This window comes from Sphingopyxis sp. Q841, from assembly GCF_052384365.1.
Taxonomy (GTDB): Bacteria; Pseudomonadota; Alphaproteobacteria; order Sphingomonadales; family Sphingomonadaceae; genus Sphingopyxis; species Sphingopyxis terrae_A.
Window position 1 is genome coordinate 1,323,150 of record NZ_JBQSUM010000001.1, and the last position, 22,629, is coordinate 1,345,778.

Below are 22,629 nucleotides of genomic sequence, written 5' to 3' on the forward strand. Positions count from 1 at the left end.
GTCAAAAGATTGACGGCAATGGGTGCGCAGGCCGCATATTCGGCGGTTGCCCGCGATTGGCACGCATCCTGCACCGTGACCGGCGACAAAGGACCAGCAAAGGAGATTGGGTCATGTATCGCAGGACGATCGCTGCCCTCGCCGCCGGCATCGCGATGGCGCCCGCCGCAACCGCGCAGCAGGCGACCGAGGATTGGCAGACCATCGACACGCTGACCGCGATGGTCGCAAATGCGATGGGGCGTACCGCGACACCGATCGACCGGCGCATCAAGCTGGCGCGCTGCCCCGAACAGGCATCGATCACCGCGATCGACAGCCAGACGCTCGCTGTGCGCTGCGAATCGCTTGGCTGGCGCTTGCGGGTGCCGATGGCGGCGCAGGCGGGCGCGGCGACCTCCGCCGTCTTCGCCCGCTCCGCCCCGGCCGCCGCGCCGGTCATCCGCCGCGGCGACAATGTCCGCGTCTCGATCGACACCGACAGCTTTTCGGTAAGCTACAACGCCATCGCGACCGAAGACGGCCGCGTCGGCGAAACGATTGCCCTGCGCGGCAATGACGCGAAAAACATGATCAGCGCCACCGTCACCGGTCCGGGCCGCGCGAGCCTTCAGGACTGATTTTCAAACAGTTAAGCCCCACTGGCCCGGTGGTTGTCGATTTTTCGACGCCGCCGGGCCTCTTTTTTTAATTTTTTGGCAACCCGCCCCTTAAAGCGCCGCCCCACCCGCCGTTAAAGGCTCTGAAGCAGTGCCGTCGATTTTCCGACGGTGCATGATGGAGGCTAGGATGGCAGGTGACGACAAACTCGTCCTGCAGGTCGGCGGTGTCACGCGAGCGACACCCGTGCGCAGGACGGCAAGCGGTTCCACCGCTTCGGCGAATCCGCGCACGACGGCCCAGCCCGCTCCGACGGCGGTGCCCGTCGCGCGGCTGATCAGCCTTGCCAACGAAATGGCCGCGCAGGAGCCGCCGGTGGACTATGCCCGTATCGCATCGCTGCGCGCCGCCATTGCGAGCGGCGAATATAGCGTCGATCCCGTCGCGATCGCCAAGTCGATGGCGCTTTTCCACAGCGCGGGCGGCAATTCGTGATGATCGAACAGATGCACGAAGTTCAGGCCAAGCTCGATTTGCTCGTCGACGCGCTCGACGGGCATGATGCCGGGGCGATCGTGTCGGCGACCGAGGATCTGGCGACGGCGGTCATCCTGTTTCGCGGCGCCGGCGTTCCGGCGGGCAGCGAAATGCAGGCACGGGCGCTGATCGGCAAGACGCTGGGCCAGCTCGAAGCGGCCGCGATCCGTATCAATGTCCTGAAGAACTGGACGCGTCAGAGGATTGACATGAACCATGCAATCCGCGGCACGCAACCCAGAGGCCCCGCTTTAACCTATTGATAAGCAAGATTTTCGGGGGCTTTCCCGGAAATGGCACGATGATTGCTTCTCTTCTGCTGAAACAGCGGAACAGAGGCAATGAACGCAATCAACAACCCCCAGGCAGCGAACCGGATCGCCGCACCCGTCATGGATGCGGTGCAGACGGCGTCGGCGCGCACGGGGGTCGATTTCGACTATCTGGTCGATGTCGCCCGCGTCGAAAGCCGCTTCAATCCCGGCGCCAAGGCCGCAACCTCGTCGGCGCGCGGCCTCTATCAGTTCACCAATCAGACCTGGCTCGCAACGCTCGAACGCCACGGCGCCAATCACGGGCTCGCCTGGGCGGCCGACGCGATCCGCCGCGATGGCGCGGGCCGCCTGTCGGTCAGCGATCCGGCGCTGCGCAACCAGATCATGGCGCTGCGCGACGATCCCTTTGCCGCATCGAACATGGCGGCGGCGCTGACCGCCGATAATCGCGAGTTCCTCGAAAGCCGGATGGGCCGCACCGCCGAACCGGTCGATCTCTACCTCGCGCATTTCCTTGGCAGCGCGGGGGCCGCGCGCTTTCTGACCGCGCTCGACGCGAACCCCGACCAGCCGGGCGCCACGCTGTTGCCCGAAGCCGCTGCGGCAAACCGTCCGATCTTTTATGCGCCCGACGGCAGCATGCGCAGCGTCGGCGAGATCCGCCATCTGTTCCGCGCCAAGCTCGACGCCGGCGGCGGGGCACCGCTGCCCGCCGCGGCAGCGCCCGTTTCGACATGGCGCAGCGCCGCAACCAGTTTTTCGGGCGAAGCCGCCGGACGGCCGCCGCTACCGATGATGGATATTCAACCCATGCCCAGGAAATTGTCGATGGACTTTGCCGCCAGTGCCTATCAGCGGCTCGCTTCGCTGTCGGGAGGCACCGCATGACCGGGCTCGACGTCCGCAATGCGGCGCGCTTCGCGACTGCCGCGGCACTGCCCGCGGCGATGCTGATTCTCGTCGCGTTGATGGTGATCCCGGTCACGCCGATCATCCTCGACATCAGCTTCATCGGCAATATCATGATCAGCCTCGCGATCCTGATGGTCGCGCTGTCTGCGTCGAAGCCGCTCGATTTTTCCGCCTTTCCGACCGTCTTGCTGCTCGCGACGCTGTTCCGTCTCGCCCTCAACGTCGCCTCGACGCGCGTCGTGCTGGTCCACGGCCACGAAGGCACGTCAGCGGCGGGCCATGTGATCGAAGCGTTCGGCCAGGTGCTGATCGGCGGCGACTATGTCGTCGGCCTGTTCGTCTTCGGCGTGCTGATGATCATCAACCTTGTCGTCATCACCAAGGGCGCAGGGCGCGTGTCCGAAGTGTCGGCGCGCTTCACCCTCGACGCCCTGCCTGGCAAGCAGATGGCGATCGACGCCGATCTCAACGCCGGCCTGCTGACCCCCGACGAAGCCAAGGCGCGACGTCAGGAAGTCGCAACGGAGGCCGATTTCTACGGCTCGATGGACGGTGCGTCGAAATTCGTGAAGGGCGACGCGGTCGCCGGCCTGCTCATCCTGTTCGTCAATATCGTCGGCGGCCTGATCCTGGGCATGTTCAGCCACGGCCTGTCCTTCTCGCAGGCGGGCAGCACCTATGTCACGCTGGCGATCGGCGACGCGCTCGTCGCCCAGATTCCGGCGTTGCTGCTCTCGATCGCGGCCGCCGCCATCGTCACCCGCGTGTCGTCGCCCCACAACCTGTCGGGCCAGATCGGCAGCCAGTTTGCCTCCCCCCATGTATGGATGGCGGTCGGCGGTATCCTGTTCATCCTCGGCCTTGTCCCCGCGATGCCGCAGATGCTGATCCTGCCTGCCGCGGCGCTGGCCTTCACCATCGGCTGGCAACTCCGGCGCGCGGCAGCCGAAGTCGCTGCCCAGCCCGAACCCGCGGCCCCGGCGCCCGACCCGCATCATATCGAGTGGGCGGACGTCAGCGACATCGGCCCGTGCCAGCTCGAAATCGGCTATGCGCTCGTCAGCCTGGTCGACGAACGCAAGGGCGCGCCGCTGATGACGCGGATCACCGGTATCCGGCGCCAGTTGTCGAAGGAACTCGGCTTCGTTGTGCCGCCGGTGAAGGTCGCCGACGACCTCTCGCTGCCCGGCAACGTCTATCGCATCTCGATCGCCGGGGTGATCGTCGGCGAGGATGAGGTCTTCCCCAACGAAATGCTCGCGCTCGATTCGGGCGAACTGGTGACCAAGGTGACGGGCCGTCCCTGCAAGGATCCGACCTTCGGCCTCGACGCACTGTGGATTCCCAAAAGCGCCCAGAATGACGCGATCGCGGCGGGCTATACCGTCGTCGACCCCGCCACGGTCGTCGCGACGCACCTCAACAACAGCATCATCGCTTCGGCCGCCGAACTGTTCGGCATCGACGATGCCCAGTCGCTGATCGACAATCTCAAGACCCATTATCCGCAGCTTGCGGCGAACCTCAGCCCCCAGGGCTATGCGCTGCCGCGCGTCGCCGCGCTGTGCAAGGCGCTGCTCATCGAGCGCGTGCCGCTGCGCGACTTCCGCAAGATTGCGGAGGCTATGGTGGCGCTCGTCGGCCAGCAGCTCGGCGATGGCGACCTGATCGAAGCGGTGCGCCAGCGCATCGGCGCGCTGATCGTCCAAACGATTGTGCCGAGCCGCATGCCGCTGCCTGTCGTGACCTTCACCCCCGATATCGAAGTACTGCTCAATCAGGCGGTGCGCGCAAATCCGGGCGCCGAATGGCCGTTCGAACATGGCATGGCGATGAAGATCGTCGAACAGATCGGCCAGGCGGTCGAGCCGCTGCTGCTCCAGACGCGCAGTTTCGCGCTCGTCGCATCGCCCATCTGTCGCCCGGCGCTGTCGCGGCTGGTGCGCGCGACATTCCCCGATGTTGCGGTGATCTCCTACCTAGAAATCCCGGCGACCAAGGCGACCGAAATCGTCGCGACGATCGGTGCCGATCAACCGCGGTTGACCAGCGGCGAAGAAGCCTATCAGAAGGACGAGCCCCATGAAAATTGAGCCCGCCGAGCAATTTGCGGGAAAGACCGCGCACGCCCTACGGCCGCACGGCTATGGCGAGAATGTCGAGGCGCTGATCGCCGAACATGCGCCGCTCGTGCGCAAGATTGCCTGGCAGGTTCATTCGCGCGTGTCGCGGACGAGCGATCTTGAGGATCTGATCCAGGTCGGGCTGATCGCGCTGATCGAAGCGAGCCGTACCTACGAGGAGCGCGGCTTCGCCTTCACCACCTATGCATCCACGCGTATTCGCGGCGCAATGATCGACCAGCAGCGGCGCGAGGCCGATGTCGGGCGCGCCGCGATGGCGGCCGCCAAGCGGCTCGCGGCGACGCGCGCCGCGCTCGAACAACAGCTGATGCGGGCGCCGGGCGCCGCCGAAATGGCCGAGGCGATGGGGATGGGTGCCGAGGAATATTTCGAGTTCGAACGCAGCGCGACCCACGGCCGCTCGACCTCGCTCGACGAAATGATGAACGAAGGCGATTTCCTGTTCGCCGACGACCGGCTCGGGGCCGGCGAGCTGCTCGAACAGGAAGGAATGCTAGACGCGCTGCGCGCCTGCATCGGGCGCCTGTCGGACCGTGAACAGATGGTCCTGCAGCTCTATTTCTTCGAAGAGCTCAATCTGCAGGAGATCGGGCTGACGCTCGACGTCAGCGCGGCGCGGGTCTGCCAGATCAAGCGCGACGCGATGGCCAGGATCGACCGCATGATGCGCGAAATGACCGAATGACGCGAACGGCCGGATGCGGCGGCGACCAGCAGAAGCCGCATCCGGCCGCGCCGGTCAACCTGCGCGATTGCTCCGCAGCGCCAGGCCGACCTTCTCGAAATAGCTGGCCATTCGCTCGGTCCCCGCATCGGTCAGGCGAACGATGGTCCGGCGGCGATCACGTTCGTCGATCGACCGTTTGACGAGCCCCATCGCCTCGAGCGAGGCGATCATCCGCAGCCCCGACGACAACGGCACGCCGGCCCCCGTCGCGAGATCACTCGCGCTCAGGATTCGGCCGTTGGCATTGGCCAGCATCAGGTCGAGCATCATGTCCCACGTTGGACCCGACATCTGCGCGCTGCCGAAATGATGGCGCCGCATTCGGCGAGCCTGGATGCTGAACGACAATTGGTCGACCAGCCGCGGCGCCGCCACGTCGCTGCGCGGTTCGAGCTCGACGCGAACCGGCGGCTCGTCGCCGCCGCGCGCGGCTAGCAGCTCGTGAATTTCGTCGATACGCGATTTCAGATCGGCAATTTCTTGGTTGGAAAATTGCTGCATGTGATGGGACCCCTGGTGCGCCTTCAGACGCTACACACCGACACCACCCCGCCGTCTGGTCGAACCCGATGCGTACAGAATGACGAACAAGATCGGGTAAGAGATATACATTGAAAGCAGCGCGTAGGGACGCGCCAATATCTCCGAAAACATCAGCTTCTGGACATGGCCGAAAATGGCGATCAACTGCCATCCGGTGATCCAATAGGGCCAGAAACGCTGCGTTTTCAATGCGATGAACCAAAAGCTCGCGAGCGCGACCAGGTCTATCGCAAAGATATTATATTCAATGTGCGACCAATCCGGATTGGGTGCGAGGAGGGTGGTGCACACCGACGCGAGCAGGGCCGTATAGGCGGCCCAGCGCTCGAGGGGACCGCCGCGCCACATCGCGACGGCCACCGTGGTCAGCAGAACCGCATAATAGCCCGCTACGGTCCACATGTGGTTCGTCCACCCCCGCTCTTGAACTTACGACGCTTTGGCGAGCGGCAGCTGCGCCACCGCGGCATCGCCGTGATCGTTACTGCCATCCTCGACCAGCGTTGCCGCCGGCGGCTTGACACCCGCACCGAACATGCGCGTGCCGAGACCGAGCTGCTTTTGCGTGATGCTGAGCGCAAGATGCGCGTCGGTCAGCAGCTGGCGGACTTCGCCGGCCGCGGCGAGCGCCTGCGCAACCTTGGCCATCGCTTCCTGGCCGACGATCGCCGACATATTGGTATCGCGGCGTGCGGTGGGCAGCGTCGCGGCGAGGCGCGCGATGCTGATCATCGTATCGTCGATCGCATCTTCGGCCTGATGGAGGTCCGAGGCGATCTTCTTGGCGGCAGACATGCGTTCATTCAGCATAATCCTGGTCCTTGTATACGAATGCCGACGGAATCCCCCCCGCAGCATTCAGGTCAAAACACGACCAAGACCGACAAGGATCGAATAGAGGGCGGAAAAAGCCAAAATGGTCGCAAATGCGATCAGGATTGGCCAGATAATCCTTTCCATCAACCCATGCCGGTTGGCCGGCTGGGACGCGGTAGGAAATGGCGAACCGATATCGAAAAGCCGCCGGATCGAACTGCGCCCCACACCGGCTTCATCGGCGGGCGCCTCGTCGCCTAGGCTGATCAATTGATATCTCAATGGCTGATAGGGAGTAACTTGGTCGAATACACCGTTACGTGCTAAAATCGTCGCAGCCTCTATCCTGTTGGATGCATTGAGTTTTTTCAAAGCGCGCCGCACACGCTCATCGACCGTGTGCGGGGATACATCCATAATGCGAGCAATCTCTTTGGAATTTTTGTGCTCAAAAACCAGCCGCAGCGTTTCAATTTGCGCGGCCGAAAGGAGACTGATGTAATTGTCTGGGTCACCCTGCACACAAAAGGGCATAGAGGATCACGATTCGAAATCAAGTTACGAGGAGCGCGACAGGCGTATCATCCTGCGTCACCGGCACGCCCGAGGCGCGAATTTCCGGGATTCCGCAGCGCCGCTTCATCCAGCCAGACCGAAAGCTCTCGCTATTTCCAAATGCCGCGCATTCAGCTAGGCGAACGGCGTGACCGACTGTGCATCCTGCGTCGTGCGGAACCGCGCGATCTGTGCGAGCCTCAATCCCGAGGAGCTGTTGCTGCTCGGCAAGATGGGGCGCAAGCAGCGCGTCAAGGCGGGCCAGACGCTGCTCTGGGAAGGCGACGACGCACCCGTGGTCGCCAATGTCCTCGAAGGCGTGCTCAAACTGGTCGTCGCGACCGCCGACGGGCGCGAGCAGATCGTCGGCATCGTTTTTCCGTCGGATTTCATCGGCCGCCCGTTCGGCAAGGAAAGCCCGTACAGCGTTACCGCGATGACCGATGCCGAGGTCTGCATTTTCAACCGCAACGCCTTCGACGAATTTGCGGGCAATCATCCCGACCTGCAACAGAAGCTCTTGCGCCGCACGCTCGACGAGCTTGACCGGGCGCGGCACTGGATGATGCTGCTCGGCCGCAAGTCGGCGTCGGAAAAGGTCGCCTCCTTCCTCCTCGAAATGTCCGAACGGCTCTCGGGGCAGGGATGCCAGGTTGGCGGCATGCGTAACGGTTTCGAGCTACCCTTCGGACGCCAGCAAATCGCCGACATATTGGGGCTGACGATCGAAACGACGAGCCGTCAGCTCACCCGGATGCGCTCCGACGGTCTCCTCGACCTCCCCTCGCGCCGCGAGATCGTGATTACCGATCGCGACGCGATGGAAGCGATGGCAGGATAGCCGACTGCGTCGGCGACACACCCCGCGCCTCGGCGGGGGGCATGTCGCCGATCAGCGCCGCTTCAGAAGCGGAACGCCACCCCGGCGCTGATCACCCACGGGTCGAGCTTGTGCTTGGTCTGCAGTACTTCGGTCGTACCTGCATACCAGGTCGCGGTCGGGCGCAGGAAATAGCGCTTCGCATCGAACGAGACCGCCAGCCCCTTGTCGTTCACCGGAATATCGATCCCGGCCTGCACCGCGGCGCCGAACTTGTCGTTGATCTTCTGCCGCGTCGCGCCCAGCCCGCGCGTCGTCACGCCCGGCTTTTCGTCGATGAAGAAGAAATAGCTCGGGCCAGCGCCGACATAGGGCTGAATCCCGCCGTCGCGGCCGAAATGATATTTCAGCGTCAGCGTCGCGGGGATGATCTTGACGTCGGACACGAGCTCGGCACCCGCCAGCGCCCCGGCGCCGTCGACATCATGCTGGGTCACGCCCGCAATGGTTTCGAGCGAAACATTGTCGGTGACGAAATATTCGACCGCGATCGTCGGCGTGACATTGTCGTTCGCCTTGCTCTGCGTCCCGGCCGGCAGGCTGAGGCCGTCATATTTCACGTCGGTGATCTTGCCGTCGGGCGCGACGAGGGTCGCGAGCAGCTTCACCTGAACGTCCCCGGCCTTGGCCTGGGCCTGGCCCGGAACCACCATGGCAGCGGCCAGGGCAGCGAGGGAGAGATAATGCGTCTTCATGTCGTGACTCCTTGCGTTGACGAGCGCCTCCCTGCGCTTGCCCGCCGCGCCGCGCATTGATGGAACGCAAAAAATTACTTGATCCTGGTCAATGTTTTGGCGGCCGCCCCCGTCCATGAGCGGTTCCCAGCCGTGCGGTCGAAGGGACCGCGCCAAGCAGGGACAAGCAATATGGACGGTGTGGTTTTAAAGGCGGGTGGCTGGCTGGCGCTGGCCATCCTCGCGCTCATTATGGCAGCGCTGGCGGTCGATGCGCCCTTTGCGGTGCATATGGGGATCGTCGCGATCGCCTGTCTCGCCGTTCTGTGGGCAACCGTCTCGCGCGCCGATTTCGACGGTATCGCGCGCGGCATATTGAAAATGCCCGGCGATGAAGGCGTCTATGACGACGACCCGATCCGCTGGGGCGTGATCGCAACGCTGTTCTGGGGCACCGCGGGCTTCCTTGCCGGCCTCTATATCGCGCTGCAGCTCGCCTATCCCGCGCTCAACCTCGGCTTCGAATATACGACCTTCGGCCGGCTGCGCCCGCTGCATACCTCGGCAGTGATCTTCGCCTTCGGCGGCAACGCGCTCATCGCGACGAGCTTTTACGTCGTTCAGCGCACTTGCCGCGCGCGGCTCGCCTTGCCTTCGCTCGCCCGCTTCGTCTTCTGGGGTTATCAGCTGTTCATCGTGCTGGCTGCCACCGGCTATCTGATGGGCGTGACCGAGGGCAAGGAATATGCCGAGCCCGAATGGTATGTCGACCTGTGGCTGACCATCGTCTGGGTCGCCTATCTGGCGGTGTTCGTCGGCACGATCATCAAGCGGCGCGAACCCCATATCTATGTCGCCAACTGGTTCTACCTCAGCTTCATCCTGACGATCGCGATGCTGCACATCGTCAACAATCTGTCGCTGCCAGCCACGATCTTCGGGTCGAAGAGCTACGCCGCCTTCGCAGGGGTCCAGGATGCGCTGACGCAATGGTGGTACGGCCATAATGCGGTCGGCTTCTTCCTGACCGCCGGCTTCCTGGCGATGATGTATTATTTCGTGCCCAAGCAGGCCGAACGCCCCGTCTACAGCTATCGCCTGTCGATCATCCACTTCTGGTCGCTGATCTTCCTCTATATCTGGGCGGGTCCGCACCATCTGCACTACACCGCGCTACCCGACTGGGCGCAGACGCTGGGCATGGTCTTTTCGATCATGCTGTGGATGCCGAGCTGGGGCGGCATGATCAACGGCCTGATGACGCTGAACGGCGCATGGGACAAGATCCGCACCGACCCGATCATCCGCATGATGGTGATGGCGCTCGCCTTCTATGGCATGAGCACCTTCGAAGGCCCGATGATGTCGATCAAATGGGTCAATTCCATGTCGCACTACACCGACTGGACTATCGGCCACGTCCATTCGGGCGCGCTCGGCTGGAACGGCATGATCACCTTCGCCAGCCTCTATTATCTCATCCCGCGCCTGTGGGGCCGTCAGCGGCTCTACAGTCTGCGCATGGTCAACTGGCACTTCTGGCTCGCGACCGTCGGCATCGTTTTCTACGCCGCCTCGATGTGGGTTGCGGGGATCATGCAGGGGCTGATGTGGCGCGAATATGGCCCCGACGGCTATCTCGTCTACAGCTTCGCCGAAAGCGTTGCCGCAATGCATCCCATGTATCTGATCCGGGCGACCGGCGGCGCGCTCTACCTGTCGGGCTTCGTGATCATGCTGATCAACGTCGGCTACACCCTCGCCGGCCGCGTCCGCGACGAAAAGCCGATGACCGAAACGCCCCACAACGCCGCGACGGATCGCCCGCTCGCGCCCGTTCCCGCCGAATAAGGAGGCCCCGACCATGGCAACCCAACCCGCCGAAAAGGGCTTCAGCCACAAAAAGCTCGAGCGCAACGTCAGCCTTCTCGGCCTCTTTGCGCTCGTCACCGTGGCGATCGGCGGTCTCGTCGAGATCGCACCGCTCTTCTGGATCGACAATACGGTCGAAAAGGTCGACGGCATGCGGCCCTACACCCCGCTCGAACTCGCCGGCCGTAACATCTACATCCGCGAAGGCTGCTATCTGTGCCACAGCCAGATGATCCGTCCCTTCCGCGACGAGGTCGAACGCTATGGCCACTACAGCCTCGCGGCGGAAAGCATGTACGACCATCCCTTCCAATGGGGGTCGAAACGCACCGGGCCCGACCTCGCGCGCGTCGGCGGCCGCTATTCGGACGAATGGCACCGCGCGCACCTGATCGATCCGCGCAGTGTCGTACCCGAATCGATCATGCCGCCCTACGCCTTCCTCGCCGAAAACGACCTCAAGACCGATGATCTGCGCAACGACCTGACCGCGCTCTATCGCGTCGGCGTCCCCTATACGGAAGAGGACATCGCCAAGGCGAACGAGGATCTGAAGGCGCAGGTCGACCCCGCCTCAGCCGCCGATCTGCAGAAGCGCTATCCCAAGGCGCAGGTTCGCGATTTCGACGGCGATCCGACCCGTCTGACCGAAATGGACGCGCTCGTCGCCTATCTCCAGATGCTCGGCACGCTCGTCGATGTCGAAAAGGCGGCGCCGCAGGAGCAGGCGCATGTCGCCGACGCCCCGCAGGGGAAGGCGCCATGACCTATAATGATTTGAGGCACTTCGCCGACAGCTGGGGCCTGCTTGGCATGGCCCTGCTGTTCCTCGGCCTGATCGCCTGGCCCTTTCGCAAGGGCGCTGGCGACCGCAATCGCGAGGCCGCAACGATGATCTTCGAGGACGACGACCATGGCTGACAAAAGGCGCATCGACGAAGCCACCGGCACAAGCACGGTCGGCCATGAATGGGACGGGATCGAGGAGCTCAACACCCCGCTGCCGCGGTGGTGGCTGTGGACCTTCTATCTCACCATCATCTGGGCGCTCGGCTACGCAATCCTCTATCCCGCCTGGCCGATGTTGCACAGCGCGACCAAGGGCGTGCTCGGCTGGAGCAGCCGCGGCCAGCTCGAAAAGGAACTCGCCGCCGAGGCGCAGCGGCGGGCGCCGATCGTCAATGCGATCGCCGCCACCCCGATCGCCGAACTGCCCGCCCGGCCGCAACTGATGCAGGCCGCGATCCAAGGCGGGGGCGCGGCGTTCCGCGTCCATTGCGTTCAGTGCCACGGTGCCGGAGGCGCTGGTGTAAAGAAGCTCTATCCCAATCTGACCGACGATGACTGGCTGTGGGGCGGCGACCTCGCCGCGATCCACTATACGATCACCAACGGCATCCGGAATCCGGACGTGAAGACGACGCGGACCAGCCAGATGCCCGCCTTCGGCCGGGACGGCATCCTCGACGCCGCGCAGATCGACGATCTGGTCAGCCATGTGCGTGTCATCAGCCGTCAGGAAAAGCCCAGCGCCTCGTCGGCGCGCGGCGCGGCGCTCTTCTCGGCCAATTGCGCGGTCTGTCACGGCGCCGGCGGCGAAGGCGGCCGCAGCGTCGGCGCGCCCAAGCTGACCGACGCCATCTGGCTCTATGGCGGCGATCGCGCCAGCCTGACCGCGACGATCAACCAGCCGCGCAACGGCGTGATGCCGCACTGGGGCGAACGGCTCGACCCGGTGACGATCAAGATGCTCGCCGCCTATGTTTATTCGCTGGGCGGCGGCGAAAAGGCGCCGGCACCCGCGGCGGTGGCCGCAGCCGCCCCGGAAGGGCAGGGAGCCGATGGCCAGCCCTGACGATCTGACCGGCGGCAAGACGTCGCTCTACGCCGCCCGGAAGGCCGTCTATCCCAAGCGGGTGGACGGCCCCTTCCGCCGCCTGAAGTGGGCGATCATGGCGGTGACACTGGCGATCTATTACGGGACGCCGTGGATCCGCTGGGACCGCGGCCCCTATGCACCCGACCAGGCGGTGCTCGTCGATCTTGCGCACCGGCGCTTCTACATGTTCCAGATCGAAATCTGGCCGCACGAATTCTATTATGTCGCCGGGCTGCTCATCATGGCTGGCATCGGCCTGTTTCTGGTGACGAGCGCGGTCGGCCGCGCCTGGTGCGGCTATGCCTGTCCGCAGACCGTGTGGACCGACCTGTTCCAGCATGTCGACCGGCTGGTCGACGGCGATCGCAACGCACAGATTCGCCTCGCGCAGGGGCGGTGGACCGCCGAAAAGATCGGCAAGCGCGCGCTCAAATATGCGATCTACCTGACCATCGCCTTCTGGACCGGCGGCGCATGGATCATGTATTTCGCCGATGCGCCGACGCTGACGCATGACTTCTGGACCGGTCAGGCGGCACCGGTCGCCTATGGCACCGTTGCGGTGCTGACCGCGACGACCTTCGTCCTTGGCGGCTTCATGCGCGAACAGGTGTGCATCTACATGTGCCCCTGGCCGCGCATCCAGACCGCGATGATGGACGAAAAGTCGCTGCTCGTGACCTATCGCGAGTGGCGCGGCGAACCGCGCGGCAGCACCAAGAAGGCGATGGCGCACCCCGGCGCCTTCGGCGACTGCATCGATTGCAACCAGTGCGTCGCGGTCTGCCCCACCGGCATCGACATCCGCGAGGGACCACAGATCGGCTGCATCACCTGCGCGCTGTGCATCGACGCCTGCGACGGGGTGATGGCACAGGTCGGCCGTCCGCGCGGCCTGATCGACTATTGCACGCTCGAGGATGTCGCGGCGGAAAAGGCCGGCGGCACCGCGCGGCCGGTACGCAAGACGCTGTTTCGCCCGCGCACGATCATCTATTTTTCGATCTGGTGCGCGATCGGCGCCGCCATGCTGTTCACGCTGGGCCAGCGCACGCGGCTCGACCTCGCCGTCCAGCACGAACGCAGCCCGCTCTACGTCCAGCTTTCGGACGGACATATCCGCAACAATTACACGCTCAAGCTGCGCAACATGGAAACGCGCCCGCGCGCGGTCGAGGTGACGGTCAGCGGGCTCAAGGATGCCGCGCTTTGGACCGAGGAGGGCTCGCGCGACAAGGCGGCGCAGCGGATTACGCTGACCCTCGCGCCCGACAGCGTCACCCGCGTCAAGCTGTTCGTCGCCGCCCCCGCCGCGGGCGCGGCGCGGCAGGATTTCACGATCGCGACGCGCGGCCTCGACGGCGACCCGCGCGGCGACAGCGAAACCATCCAGTTCGACCGGCCGCCGGTCGACAATCAGGAGCCCGGACAATGAGCAAGGCGCGCCGCTTCACCGGTTGGCACATGACGACGATCCTCGTCGCCTTCTTCGCGGTCGTCATCACCGTGAACATCGTCATGGCGCGATTTGCCCTCTCGACTTTCGGCGGCACCGTCGTCGAAAACAGCTATGTCGCGAGCCAGCATTACAATGAATGGCTTGCCCGCGCCGCTGCGCAGGACCGACTGGGCTGGGACAAGAGCGCCACGCTCGATGCCGACCGCCACATCGAACTCGCCGTCGGCAGCCAGGGCAAGCCGCTCGACGGGCTGGCGACGACCGCGACGCTCAGCCACCCGCTCGGCCAGTTGCCAGCGCGCGCGGTGCATTTCGCGCCGGCAGCGGGCGGCCGCCTGATCTCGCGCGAAACGGTCCCGGCGGGCCACTGGCGGCTCGACCTTTCGGTCCGGCACGGCGCCGACGAAGCCCGCTACCGGATCGATCTGCAATGAGCGTTGCCACCGCCTCGCCACTGGTCGAGCGCGACTTCGCGGTTCCCGATATCCGCTGCGCGGGCTGCATCTCGAAGCTCGAACAAGGGCTGGTCCGCGATCGGCGCATCGCCTCGGCGCGCGTCAACTTCACCGAAAAGCGCGTCCATATCGCCTGCACCCCGGACGCCGAGACGCCTGATCTGGTTGGCGCCTTCGCGCTGCTGGGGTTCGAGGCGCATCCGATCGGCGACGCCCCCGGCGAAGGCGATCCCGAAGCGGCGAGCAGCCGCGAATTGCTGCGTGCGGTCGCCGTCGCGGGTTTCGCAATGATGAATGTCATGCTGCTGTCGGTATCGGTCTGGTCGGGTGCCGAGGGCGCGACGCGCGACCTGTTCCACTGGCTGTCGGCGGCGATCGCGCTGCCGACCATCGCCTATTCGGGGCGCCCCTTCTTCCGCTCGGCATGGCGCGCGCTGCGCCACGGCGGAACCAATATGGACGTGCCGATCAGCATCGGCGTCGTCATCACCAGCGCGCTCAGCGTCTACGAAACCGCGACGCACGGCCAGCACGCCTATTTCGACGGCGTCGTCATGCTCCTCTTCTTCCTGCTGTGCGGACGCTGGCTCGACAGCGTGATGCGCGACCGCGCCCGTGGCGGCGTTACCGCGCTGCTCCGCAACATGGGCACCGGCGCGACGGTGCTGCGCGGCGAAGGAAGCGGCCACTGGGTCGATGCAACCGCGCTTCAGCCGGGCATGGTGATGCTGGTCGCTGCCGGCGAACGGCTTGCCGCCGACGGGGTCATCGCCGCGGGGTCGAGCCAGATCGACCTGTCGCTGCTCACCGGCGAAAGCGCGCCGCAGGCGGTGCATGTCGACGACCATGTCCACGCCGGTACGCTCAATCTCGGCGCTCCGATCCGCGTCCGGATCACCGCCGCGGGCGCCGACACCGCCATCGCGGATATCGCGCGGCTGATGGGCGAGGCGGCGCAGGGCAAGTCGCGCTATGTCCGCATCGCCGATCGCGCCGCCCGCTTCTATGCGCCCGCGGTCCACACGCTCGCGCTGCTCGCATTCGCGGGCTGGATGATCGCCGGCGCAGGCTGGCATCATAGCCTCCTGATCGCGGTCGCGGTGCTCATCATCACCTGCCCCTGCGCACTCGGCCTTGCGGTTCCGGCGGCGCAGATCGTCGCAGCGGGGGCGCTTATGCGCGTCGGTGTGCTGATCAAGGACGGCTCGGCGCTCGAACGCATGGCCGAGGTCGACCGGGCGCTGATCGACAAGACAGGAACGCTGACGCTCGGCCGGCCGGTCGCCACCGATCTCCACGCCGTCGATCCCGCCCATCGCCCGCTGCTCCTCGCGCTGGCGCAGGCCAGCCGCCACCCGCTCAGCGAAGCGCTGACGCGCGGCCTGTCGGCGCTCGGCGTGGCGCCCGAAACGGTCCAGAATATCCGCGAAACGCCGGGCTTCGGTATCGAGGCGGACTGGCATGGGCACAAAGTCACGCTCGGACGCCCGCAAAGCCCCGCGGCGGGCACCGCGCTGGCCACCGAACTCGCCATCGACGGCGATCCGCTTGCGACGATCCGCTTCGCCGACCAGCTTCGCCCCGACGCGCGTGCCGCAATCGACGCACTGGCGGCCGAGGGTATCAACGCGACGATCCTGTCGGGCGACCGGGCCGAGGCGGTGGCACCCGTCGCCCGCGAGCTCGGCATCACCGCCCAGACCGGCATGACGCCGCAGGACAAGCTCGCCGCGATCGCCCGCCATGCGGGCGCCGGACACCGGGTGTTGATGATCGGCGACGGCCTCAACGACGGCCCGGCACTGGCCGCCGGTCATGCCTCTATGGCGCCGGGATCGGCAAGCGACGCGGGCAAGAATGCCGCCGACTGCATCTTCCTCGGCGACCGGCTGACGCCGGTGGTGCAGACGGTGCGCATGGCGCGCCGGACGCAGCGGATCGTGAAGCAGAATTTCGCGCTCGCCATCGGCTATAATATCGTCGCGGTGCCGCTCGCCATCTTCGGCCATGTGACCCCGTTGATCGCGGCCATCGCGATGTCGGGTTCGTCGCTGATCGTGGTGGGCAACGCGTTGCGCCTGAAGGCGGCGATCCGGTGAACGGTTTGCTTTTCCTGATCCCGATCGCGCTCGGGCTGGGACTGCTCGGTCTTGCGGCCTTCTTCTGGTCACTGCGCCACGGCCAGTTCGACGATCTCGACGGCGCCGCATTGCGCATCTTCGTCGAGGATGAAGAGGACGCCGCGCCATGATCCTGCGCCCGCTCGCCTCGCTCGCCGCCGCCACCGGACTCGCCTTCGCGCCGCTTGCCAGCGATGCTCAGATCTTGCTGCTTCCCGCATGCGGCGGCGGGACGCATCTGCTCGTCGTTCCCGGCGCCCCGGACAAGCCCGGCGACCACCCCTGTTCGAAGCCCTGCCATGCCGTGACCGAGCGGCGCAGCAAGCCGACCGACGACAAAAAGGGTTGTTGCTGACATGGCCGCAGCCGCTTTGACCTTGGTCAATGCGGCAAAGACCGCCCGCCCGTAGGACCGTGGCCATGTGGACCTATTATCCCGAGCTGCTCGCAAAGCCCGTGCCGCGCTACACCAGCTATCCCACCGCGGTGGAATTTGGCGAGGCGGTGGGCGAAGCCGATTATGCGCGGGCGCTTGATGCGATCGAGCCGGCCACGCCGCTTTCGCTCTATGCCCATATCCCCTTTTGCGAACAGATTTGCTGGTATTGCGGCTGCAATACCGGGGCCGCAGGCCGCAAGCAGCGGCTCGCCGACTATCTCGTCGCGCTACGCGCCGAAATCGCGATGGTGGCGAAACGGATCGGCGGCCGCGCGCGCGTCCAGCATATCGCTTTTGGCGGCGGCAGCCCCAATGCGGTCGCGCCCGTTGAATTCGTCCGCATCCTCGACCGCCTGCTGACCGTCTTCGACGTCAGCCGGCCCGAAATATCGATCGAGATCGATCCGCGCGGCTTCACGACCGAATGGGCGCTTGTCCTCGCCGCGTCGAACGTCACGCGTGTCAGCCTGGGCGTTCAGACCTTTGCCCCGCACATCCAGCAAGCGATCGGCCGCGTCCAGCCGCTCCGCGATATCGAGGCGACGGTCGCGGCGCTGCGCCTGCGCGGGATCGACGCGATCAATTTCGATCTGATGTACGGGCTGCCGGGGCAGACCATCGCCGATCTCGACGCGACGCTCGACGAAACGATCCGCCTCGCTCCCAGCCGGATCGCGTTGTTCGGCTATGCGCATCTGCCCGCGATGTTGCCCCGGCAACGGCGCATCGACGCGACCGACCTGCCCGACGACCGGTTGCGCTTCGAACAAGCGGCGCACGGTTTCGAACGGCTGACCGCGGCGGGCTACATTCCCGTCGGCTTCGATCATTTCGTGCTGCCGGGCGATCCGCTTGCCGCGGCGGCCAAGGCGGGGCGCGTCAACCGCAATTTCCAGGGCTTCACCGAAGACGACGCCCCCGTCCTCCTCGGCTTCGGGGCGAGCGCGATCAGCCGTTTTCGAGGGTTGATCGTCCAGAATGAAAAGCGCGCCGGCCCCTATCGCGACCTGATCGGCGAAGGGCGGCTTGCCGCCGTGCGCGGCGTCGCGGTAGCCGATGAAGACCGCCTGCGCGGCGCGATCATCAAGGCGATCCTGTGTCAGGGGCGCGCCGCGCTGCCCGCGGCATGGGCCGATGCCGCGCGCCCGGCGCTCGCGGACGTCGCGCAGCGCGGACTGATCCGCTGGGATGGCGACGAACTGGTGCTGGAAGAGGGATCGCAGCCTTATGCCCGCACCATTGCGGCGCGCTTCGACCGCTTCCGCGGCACCATCGCCCCTGCCGATACCGCCGCCATCGCGCGCTGATCGCGCGCCGCGCTTCGCCGGAACAAGAAAGGCCAGCTCTCGGGGCGCGAGAGCTGGCCAGCAGCAGGTTGTTCGGGGCTTCGGGTGCCGGGGTCAGCCCTTGCAAGCCTGCTTGTTCTTGTTGCCGGGAAGGCTGCAATTATAGGTCACGGTCTTGCCGTTCGCCTGCTTCGCCTTGACCATATGGCCGGTGGGGCGGGCTGCGGCGACGCGCTGCGGTGCGGCCTTCGGCTTGGCGGCAGCCTGCTTGAAAGGCTTCGCGGCGGGCTTGACCGCGGTCGTCGCGGGCTTCGCCGTCGTGGTTGCTGCAAAACTCGGGGCGGCGATCATCATCGTCGCGGCCAGGCCGACGCCGATCAGGGAACCAAAACGTGCCATCTCTATTACTCCGGATGTTTCTCTCACACGGCCCTGGTCAACGCGACGGGGTCGGCGGGGAAGCAGGACGTCCAGGGCGGGGTCTGGGTGGACAGGGGGTGATCCCGCCTTGGACAAACCCCTGTTAGACCGGCGAGGCCGACGGGGTGATGGCCGCGACATGACAATATGGTAATTTGCGCGCCAGCATCCGGACGGCCGGTCGTGTGCATATCGGGACCATGCTCGATGGGAGAATCCCCGTGACTGCGCACGCCGACACGGCACCGATCGCAGAACCCGCCGCGCCGGCCGCGCGCCGCCGCAGCATCCCGCGCGGCGTCCGGCTGGCGCTCGCCGGCCTGCTGCTTGCGATGCTCGCGCTCGGCGATTTCTATGTCTGGGCGGGCTATTATCACGGACCGCTCTATCGCGATCTGGCATCGGCTGCGGCCGGGCCGCATCGGCCCGCGATCGTGATGCTGTCGGGCGACATGGGGAACAAGATCGGCATGACCCCGCCGGTGTCGCGGCGGATCAATCGCCGCGGCTATGCGGTGGTGACGGTCAATTCGCTCGCCTATTTCTCGCCGCGCCGCACGCCGCAGGAAGCGGCGACGCTGATCGAGAATGCGATGGCGCGGGCGATGCGGCTCGGCCGCACGCGCCGCGTTGTCCTGATCGGACAATCCTTCGGTGCCGACATGTTGCACGCCGGCCTCGCTGCGATGCCCGCGGCCGACCGGACACCGATCAGCGCCGTCATCCTGATCGTTCCCGGTCATGACATCATCTTCCGCGCCTCGCCGATCGAACTCGCCGGTCTCGAAATCCCCGACCAGCTCGCCTTGCCGACCGCATCGCAGCTCGACTGGGTGCCGCTCACCTGCATCTGGGGCACCAAGGAAAGTGACAGCCTGTGCCCCGAGCTGACCTTTCCCGGCCTACGCAAGATCGCCTTGCCAGGCGGCCACAAGCTGCAATCCGACGACGCGGCGCTCGAAGCCGCAATCTATCCTGCCATTGCGCACGCGACCGACCGGATGCGCGCACCGTCCCCCCGGAGGAACTGATATGAAGGCTCTGGCGATCGCCCTGCTGCTCGGCGCCGCGACCGGCATTCCTGCCGCGCCGCCCGCGGCCAGCCCCCTCGGCGTCTGGCAAAATCCCAAAGGCACCATTTTGGTGCGCACGCGCAATTGCGGTGCAATGCTGTGCGGCAATATTGTCTGGGCGAGCCCCACCGCGCTCTCCGACGCGCGCGACGCCGGTGTCACCGCATTGATCGGCACCGAATTGCTCAGCGACTATCGCGCGACGGGTGCGGGGCGCTGGACCGGGCAGGTCTATGTGCCCGACCAGGGTCGTCGCTTTTATTCGACGATCGAGGTAAGGACTCCGAACAGCTTGCGAATTTCGGGTTGCATCCTGGGCGGGCTGATCTGCAAGCATCAGGAGTGGACGCGTCGATGACGGTTTTCGGGGGCGTACAATCCTGGACCTCGCGGCATCGCCGGACGCTGTCGATCGCAGCGGCGCTGATCGTCGCGGCGCTCGGTTTCACCGCGCTCTATCATTTGCTGCATTCGGTGCGCCCGCACGCGATTCGAGAGGCCTTTCGCGCGGTGTCCAACGCGCAGATCGGATTCGCGCTGCTGCTGACCGCGACCAGCTATCTGCTTCTCACCTTTTACGATACCGGCGCATTGCGCGTCATCGGCCGCAAATTGCCCTGGCGCACGGCCGCCCTCGCCTCCTTCACAAGCTACACGCTCAGTCACAATCTGGGCCTGGCCCTCCTGACCGGCGGCTCGGCGCGCTACCGCGTCTACCGCGCCGCGGGGCTCAGCGGCGGAGAGGTCGGGAGCGTGATCGCGCTCGCCAGCCTGAGCTTCTGGAACGGCGTCGTTCTGCTCGCGGGTCTGGCGGCCATGGCGAGTACCCAGTTGCTGCCGATTTTCGACATCGGCCTGTCGCTGCACTGGCTGCATCTCGGCGGGATGGTCGTCGCGACCCTGTGCCTCATCCCGCTGCTGCTCCGCCATTTCGGGCTGACCGCGCTCGACATCGGCGGATGGCGCACCCCGATCCCGGACCTGAAGACAAGTGCGTCGATGACGCTCGTCGCCGCGCTCGATCTGGCTGCGGCCAGCGCGGCGCTGTTCGTGCTGCTGCCGGCGCCCGACCCCGCCGCCTACCCCGCCTTTTTCCTTGGCTATGCCTTCGCGATCATCGCGGCGCTGATCAGCCATGTGCCCGGCGGGCTCGGCGTGTTCGAGGCGGTAGTGATCGCGATGGTCCCTGGCGACAAGGCGCAGCTCCTCGCCGCGCTGCTCGCCTATCGCGTCATTTATTATCTGCTGCCGCTGCTGCTCGCAGCGCTGCTGCTTGCCTGGCACGAAAGCAAGGCGTGGCACGCCCCGGCGCGCCAGTTCGCCGCGGCGGGCGAATCGCTGCTCCGCGAACTGGCACCCCCGCTGTTCGCCGCACTCGTCTTCGCCGGTGGCCTGATCCTGCTCCTGTCGGGGTCGACCCCCGCCGAAGCGGGGCGGATGCACGATTTGCGGCATATCCTGCCGCTGCCCTTCGTCGAAGCATCGCATATCGCAGCCAGCCTGTCGGGCACGCTGCTGCTCTTTCTCGCGCCCGGTCTTCTGCGCCGCCTCAACGGGGCCTTCGTCGCGACGCGCGCGCTGCTGCTCGCCGCGGCGATCTTTTCGCTGACCAAGGGGTTCGATTATGAGGAGGCAGCGATCCTCCTTGCCATCTGCGCCGCGCTGCAATGGAGCCGCCCCGCCTTTTACCGCAAGACTTCGCTGATCGACGCACCGCTGTCGACCGGCTGGATCGTGGCGGCGCTGATCGCGATCCTGGGGTCGGCCTTCGTCGGTTTCTTTGCTTACAAGCATGTCGATTATACCAGCAGCCTGTGGTGGCAATTCAGCTTGCGCGGCGACGCGCCGCGCTTTCTGCGCGCGAGTTTCGGGATCGCAGTCCTGATCACCGGCCTCGCGCTGTGGCGGCTATTCGCGCCGTCGGCCCGCACGGTGCGCGATACGCCGGTGGGGTTCGATGCGCTCCAAACGGCGCTGGCGCTCAGCGACAGCACCGATGCCTTTCTGGCCTATACCGGCGACAAGCGCTTCCTGCTCGCCGATGAGGGCGACGCCTTCCTGATGTACCGGGTGCAGGGCGGCAACTGGATCGTGATGGGCGATCCGGTCGGCAAAGAGGATCGCTGGGCCGATCTCTTGTGGAAGCTGCGCGAGATGGCCGACGCAGCGCAGGGACGCATCCTGCTCTATCAGATCAGCGCGGCGTGTCTGCCCCAGGCAATCGACCTCGGGCTGTCGATCGTCAAATATGGCGAAGAAGCACGCGTCGAGCTTGCCCGCTTCACCCTTGCCGGACCGCAGGCAAAGACGCTGCGCCACGCCGAGCGCCGCGCAGTGCAGGACCGCGCCGAATTCGCCGTAATCGCCGCCGCCGAGGTTCCCGCGCATCTTGCCGAACTCAAGGCCGTGTCGGACGATTGGCTGCACGCGAAAAAGCAGCGCGAAAAGGCGTTCAGTCTCGGCAGCTTCGATCCCGCCTATATAACGCGCTTTCCCTGCGCGGTGGTACGGATAGACGGGCGGATCGTCGCTTTCGCCAATATATTGGCGACCCCCAATGGCGCCGAAATGTCGGTCGACCTGATGCGCCATGTGAAAGACGTCCCCTATGGCGTTATGGATTTCCTGTTCATTCGCCTGATGCAGCATGCGCAGCAAGCGGGCTATCGCTGGTTCACGCTCGGCATCGCGCCCTTGTCGGGCATCGAGGGACGCAAGCTTGCGCCCGCATGGGCGAAGGGCGCCGCCTTCGTCTTTCGCCATGGCGAGATGCTCTATGGTTTTGAAGGCTTGCGCAGCTACAAGGCGAAATTCGCGACCGATTGGCAGCCGCGTTACATCGCAGGACCCCGCGGCATGGCCTTTGCGCAGGCGATGGCGGCGGTGCACCAGATCGTCTCGCGCGCGCCGGTTCGCAAGGATACCCGCGCGCCCATTGCAGCGACGGCTTGATCGGGGGCAAG

26 protein-coding genes are annotated in these 22,629 nt (G+C 65.6%); 20 read left to right on the top strand and 6 right to left on the bottom strand.

Annotated elements, in window-relative coordinates:
* The first annotated feature begins 113 nt into the window (after positions 1 to 113).
* The 6 genes from ACT17R_RS06555 to ACT17R_RS06580 all read left to right on the top strand — a co-directional run bounded on the left by ACT17R_RS06555 (position 114) and on the right by ACT17R_RS06580 (position 5,153).
* Positions 114 to 620 (top strand): flagella basal body P-ring formation protein FlgA, encoded by a 507-nt coding sequence (locus ACT17R_RS06555; protein ID WP_062901622.1) that lies wholly within the window; start codon positions 114 to 116, stop codon positions 618 to 620.
* Positions 621 to 789: 169 nt separating this feature from the next.
* Positions 790 to 1,095, top strand: a complete 306-nt coding sequence (flgM, locus tag ACT17R_RS06560) for a flagellar biosynthesis anti-sigma factor FlgM (protein ID WP_444809161.1) — start codon at positions 790 to 792, stop codon at positions 1,093 to 1,095.
* Complete coding sequence (locus ACT17R_RS06565) at positions 1,095 to 1,400, top strand: hypothetical protein (RefSeq protein WP_444809395.1); 306 nt, start codon at positions 1,095 to 1,097, stop codon at positions 1,398 to 1,400. Before flgM ends, ACT17R_RS06565 begins: the two co-directional genes overlap by 1 nt.
* Positions 1,401 to 1,478: 78 nt before the next feature.
* Entirely contained in the window at positions 1,479 to 2,300 is an 822-nt protein-coding gene (locus ACT17R_RS06570; protein WP_444809162.1) for a transglycosylase SLT domain-containing protein, read from the top strand.
* Entirely contained in the window at positions 2,297 to 4,417 is a 2,121-nt protein-coding gene (gene flhA, locus ACT17R_RS06575; protein WP_058812245.1) for a flagellar biosynthesis protein FlhA, read from the top strand. Before ACT17R_RS06570 ends, flhA begins: the two co-directional genes overlap by 4 nt.
* Positions 4,407 to 5,153 (top strand): sigma-70 family RNA polymerase sigma factor, encoded by a 747-nt coding sequence (locus tag ACT17R_RS06580; RefSeq protein WP_440516052.1) that lies wholly within the window; start codon positions 4,407 to 4,409, stop codon positions 5,151 to 5,153. The genes flhA and ACT17R_RS06580 overlap by 11 nt, the downstream gene beginning before the upstream one ends.
* Before the next feature lie 54 nt (positions 5,154 to 5,207).
* On the opposite strand, the gene ACT17R_RS06585 is transcribed toward ACT17R_RS06580, so the two are convergent.
* Genes ACT17R_RS06585 through ACT17R_RS06600 form a run of 4 tightly spaced genes read right to left on the bottom strand, consistent with a single transcriptional unit; the run spans position 5,208 to position 7,076 of the window.
* Positions 5,208 to 5,696, bottom strand: coding sequence for a MarR family winged helix-turn-helix transcriptional regulator (locus ACT17R_RS06585; protein ID WP_186402818.1), 489 nt, complete (start codon positions 5,694 to 5,696; stop codon positions 5,208 to 5,210).
* Positions 5,697 to 5,726: 30 nt separating this feature from the next.
* Positions 5,727 to 6,140, bottom strand: a complete 414-nt coding sequence (locus tag ACT17R_RS06590; protein ID WP_003041525.1) for a hypothetical protein — start codon at positions 6,138 to 6,140, stop codon at positions 5,727 to 5,729.
* A gap of 27 nt (positions 6,141 to 6,167) precedes the next feature.
* Positions 6,168 to 6,548, bottom strand: coding sequence for a hypothetical protein (locus tag ACT17R_RS06595; RefSeq protein ID WP_444809163.1), 381 nt, complete (start codon positions 6,546 to 6,548; stop codon positions 6,168 to 6,170).
* A gap of 48 nt (positions 6,549 to 6,596) precedes the next feature.
* Positions 6,597 to 7,076, bottom strand: coding sequence for a response regulator transcription factor (locus ACT17R_RS06600; RefSeq protein ID WP_231292865.1), 480 nt, complete (start codon positions 7,074 to 7,076; stop codon positions 6,597 to 6,599).
* Between the two features lie 181 nt (positions 7,077 to 7,257).
* Here ACT17R_RS06600 and ACT17R_RS06605 point away from each other — a divergent pair, with 181 nt between their 5' ends.
* A complete protein-coding gene (locus tag ACT17R_RS06605; protein WP_186402816.1) occupies positions 7,258 to 7,950 on the top strand; it encodes a Crp/Fnr family transcriptional regulator in 693 nt (230 codons plus the stop codon).
* A gap of 62 nt (positions 7,951 to 8,012) precedes the next feature.
* On the opposite strand, the gene ACT17R_RS06610 is transcribed toward ACT17R_RS06605, so the two are convergent.
* Positions 8,013 to 8,684 (bottom strand): OmpW/AlkL family protein, encoded by a 672-nt coding sequence (locus ACT17R_RS06610; protein WP_003041537.1) that lies wholly within the window; start codon positions 8,682 to 8,684, stop codon positions 8,013 to 8,015.
* Between the two features lie 171 nt (positions 8,685 to 8,855).
* Between ACT17R_RS06610 and ccoN the strand changes: the two genes are divergently transcribed.
* The 10 genes from ccoN to hemN all read left to right on the top strand — a co-directional run bounded on the left by ccoN (position 8,856) and on the right by hemN (position 18,194).
* Positions 8,856 to 10,514 carry a cytochrome-c oxidase, cbb3-type subunit I gene (ccoN, locus tag ACT17R_RS06615; protein ID WP_186402815.1) on the top strand — a complete coding sequence of 553 codons (1,659 nt, stop codon included), beginning with the start codon at positions 8,856 to 8,858 and terminating at the stop codon, positions 10,512 to 10,514.
* Between the two features lie 13 nt (positions 10,515 to 10,527).
* Positions 10,528 to 11,301, top strand: coding sequence for a cytochrome-c oxidase, cbb3-type subunit II (ccoO, locus tag ACT17R_RS06620; protein WP_444809164.1), 774 nt, complete (start codon positions 10,528 to 10,530; stop codon positions 11,299 to 11,301).
* Positions 11,298 to 11,456 carry a cbb3-type cytochrome c oxidase subunit 3 gene (locus tag ACT17R_RS06625; protein WP_086456482.1) on the top strand — a complete coding sequence of 53 codons (159 nt, stop codon included), beginning with the start codon at positions 11,298 to 11,300 and terminating at the stop codon, positions 11,454 to 11,456. The genes ccoO and ACT17R_RS06625 overlap by 4 nt, the downstream gene beginning before the upstream one ends.
* Entirely contained in the window at positions 11,449 to 12,390 is a 942-nt protein-coding gene (gene ccoP / locus ACT17R_RS06630) for a cytochrome-c oxidase, cbb3-type subunit III (protein ID WP_186402813.1), read from the top strand. The genes ACT17R_RS06625 and ccoP overlap by 8 nt, the downstream gene beginning before the upstream one ends.
* The gene (gene ccoG, locus ACT17R_RS06635; RefSeq protein WP_444809165.1) at positions 12,377 to 13,849 is read left to right on the top strand and encodes a cytochrome c oxidase accessory protein CcoG; all 1,473 of its coding nucleotides are present in this window, start codon (positions 12,377 to 12,379) and stop codon (positions 13,847 to 13,849) included. The genes ccoP and ccoG overlap by 14 nt, the downstream gene beginning before the upstream one ends.
* The gene (locus tag ACT17R_RS06640; RefSeq protein WP_444809166.1) at positions 13,846 to 14,307 is read left to right on the top strand and encodes a FixH family protein; all 462 of its coding nucleotides are present in this window, start codon (positions 13,846 to 13,848) and stop codon (positions 14,305 to 14,307) included. Before ccoG ends, ACT17R_RS06640 begins: the two co-directional genes overlap by 4 nt.
* Positions 14,304 to 16,427, top strand: coding sequence for a heavy metal translocating P-type ATPase (locus ACT17R_RS06645; RefSeq protein ID WP_444809167.1), 2,124 nt, complete (start codon positions 14,304 to 14,306; stop codon positions 16,425 to 16,427). The genes ACT17R_RS06640 and ACT17R_RS06645 overlap by 4 nt, the downstream gene beginning before the upstream one ends.
* Positions 16,424 to 16,579: a cbb3-type cytochrome oxidase assembly protein CcoS gene (gene ccoS / locus ACT17R_RS06650; RefSeq protein ID WP_058812252.1), complete on the top strand. Its 156-nt coding sequence runs from the start codon at positions 16,424 to 16,426 to the stop codon at positions 16,577 to 16,579. The genes ACT17R_RS06645 and ccoS overlap by 4 nt, the downstream gene beginning before the upstream one ends.
* Positions 16,576 to 16,803 (top strand): hypothetical protein, encoded by a 228-nt coding sequence (locus tag ACT17R_RS06655; protein WP_444809168.1) that lies wholly within the window; start codon positions 16,576 to 16,578, stop codon positions 16,801 to 16,803. The genes ccoS and ACT17R_RS06655 overlap by 4 nt, the downstream gene beginning before the upstream one ends.
* Before the next feature lie 65 nt (positions 16,804 to 16,868).
* Positions 16,869 to 18,194: an oxygen-independent coproporphyrinogen III oxidase gene (hemN, locus tag ACT17R_RS06660; protein WP_444809169.1), complete on the top strand. Its 1,326-nt coding sequence runs from the start codon at positions 16,869 to 16,871 to the stop codon at positions 18,192 to 18,194.
* 93 nt (positions 18,195 to 18,287) lie between these two features.
* On the opposite strand, the gene ACT17R_RS06665 is transcribed toward hemN, so the two are convergent.
* Positions 18,288 to 18,572: a hypothetical protein gene (locus ACT17R_RS06665; RefSeq protein ID WP_186402807.1), complete on the bottom strand. Its 285-nt coding sequence runs from the start codon at positions 18,570 to 18,572 to the stop codon at positions 18,288 to 18,290.
* Between the two features lie 242 nt (positions 18,573 to 18,814).
* Between ACT17R_RS06665 and ACT17R_RS06670 the strand changes: the two genes are divergently transcribed.
* The 3 genes from ACT17R_RS06670 to mprF are packed head-to-tail and all read left to right on the top strand — an operon-like array spanning position 18,815 to position 22,618.
* Positions 18,815 to 19,624 carry an AcvB/VirJ family lysyl-phosphatidylglycerol hydrolase gene (locus tag ACT17R_RS06670; protein WP_444809170.1) on the top strand — a complete coding sequence of 270 codons (810 nt, stop codon included), beginning with the start codon at positions 18,815 to 18,817 and terminating at the stop codon, positions 19,622 to 19,624.
* 1 nt (position 19,625) lies between these two features.
* Positions 19,626 to 20,024: a DUF2147 domain-containing protein gene (locus ACT17R_RS06675; RefSeq protein ID WP_186402805.1), complete on the top strand. Its 399-nt coding sequence runs from the start codon at positions 19,626 to 19,628 to the stop codon at positions 20,022 to 20,024.
* Positions 20,021 to 22,618 carry a bifunctional lysylphosphatidylglycerol flippase/synthetase MprF gene (mprF, locus tag ACT17R_RS06680; RefSeq protein WP_444809171.1) on the top strand — a complete coding sequence of 866 codons (2,598 nt, stop codon included), beginning with the start codon at positions 20,021 to 20,023 and terminating at the stop codon, positions 22,616 to 22,618. Before ACT17R_RS06675 ends, mprF begins: the two co-directional genes overlap by 4 nt.
* Positions 22,619 to 22,629: the final 11 nt, after the last annotated feature.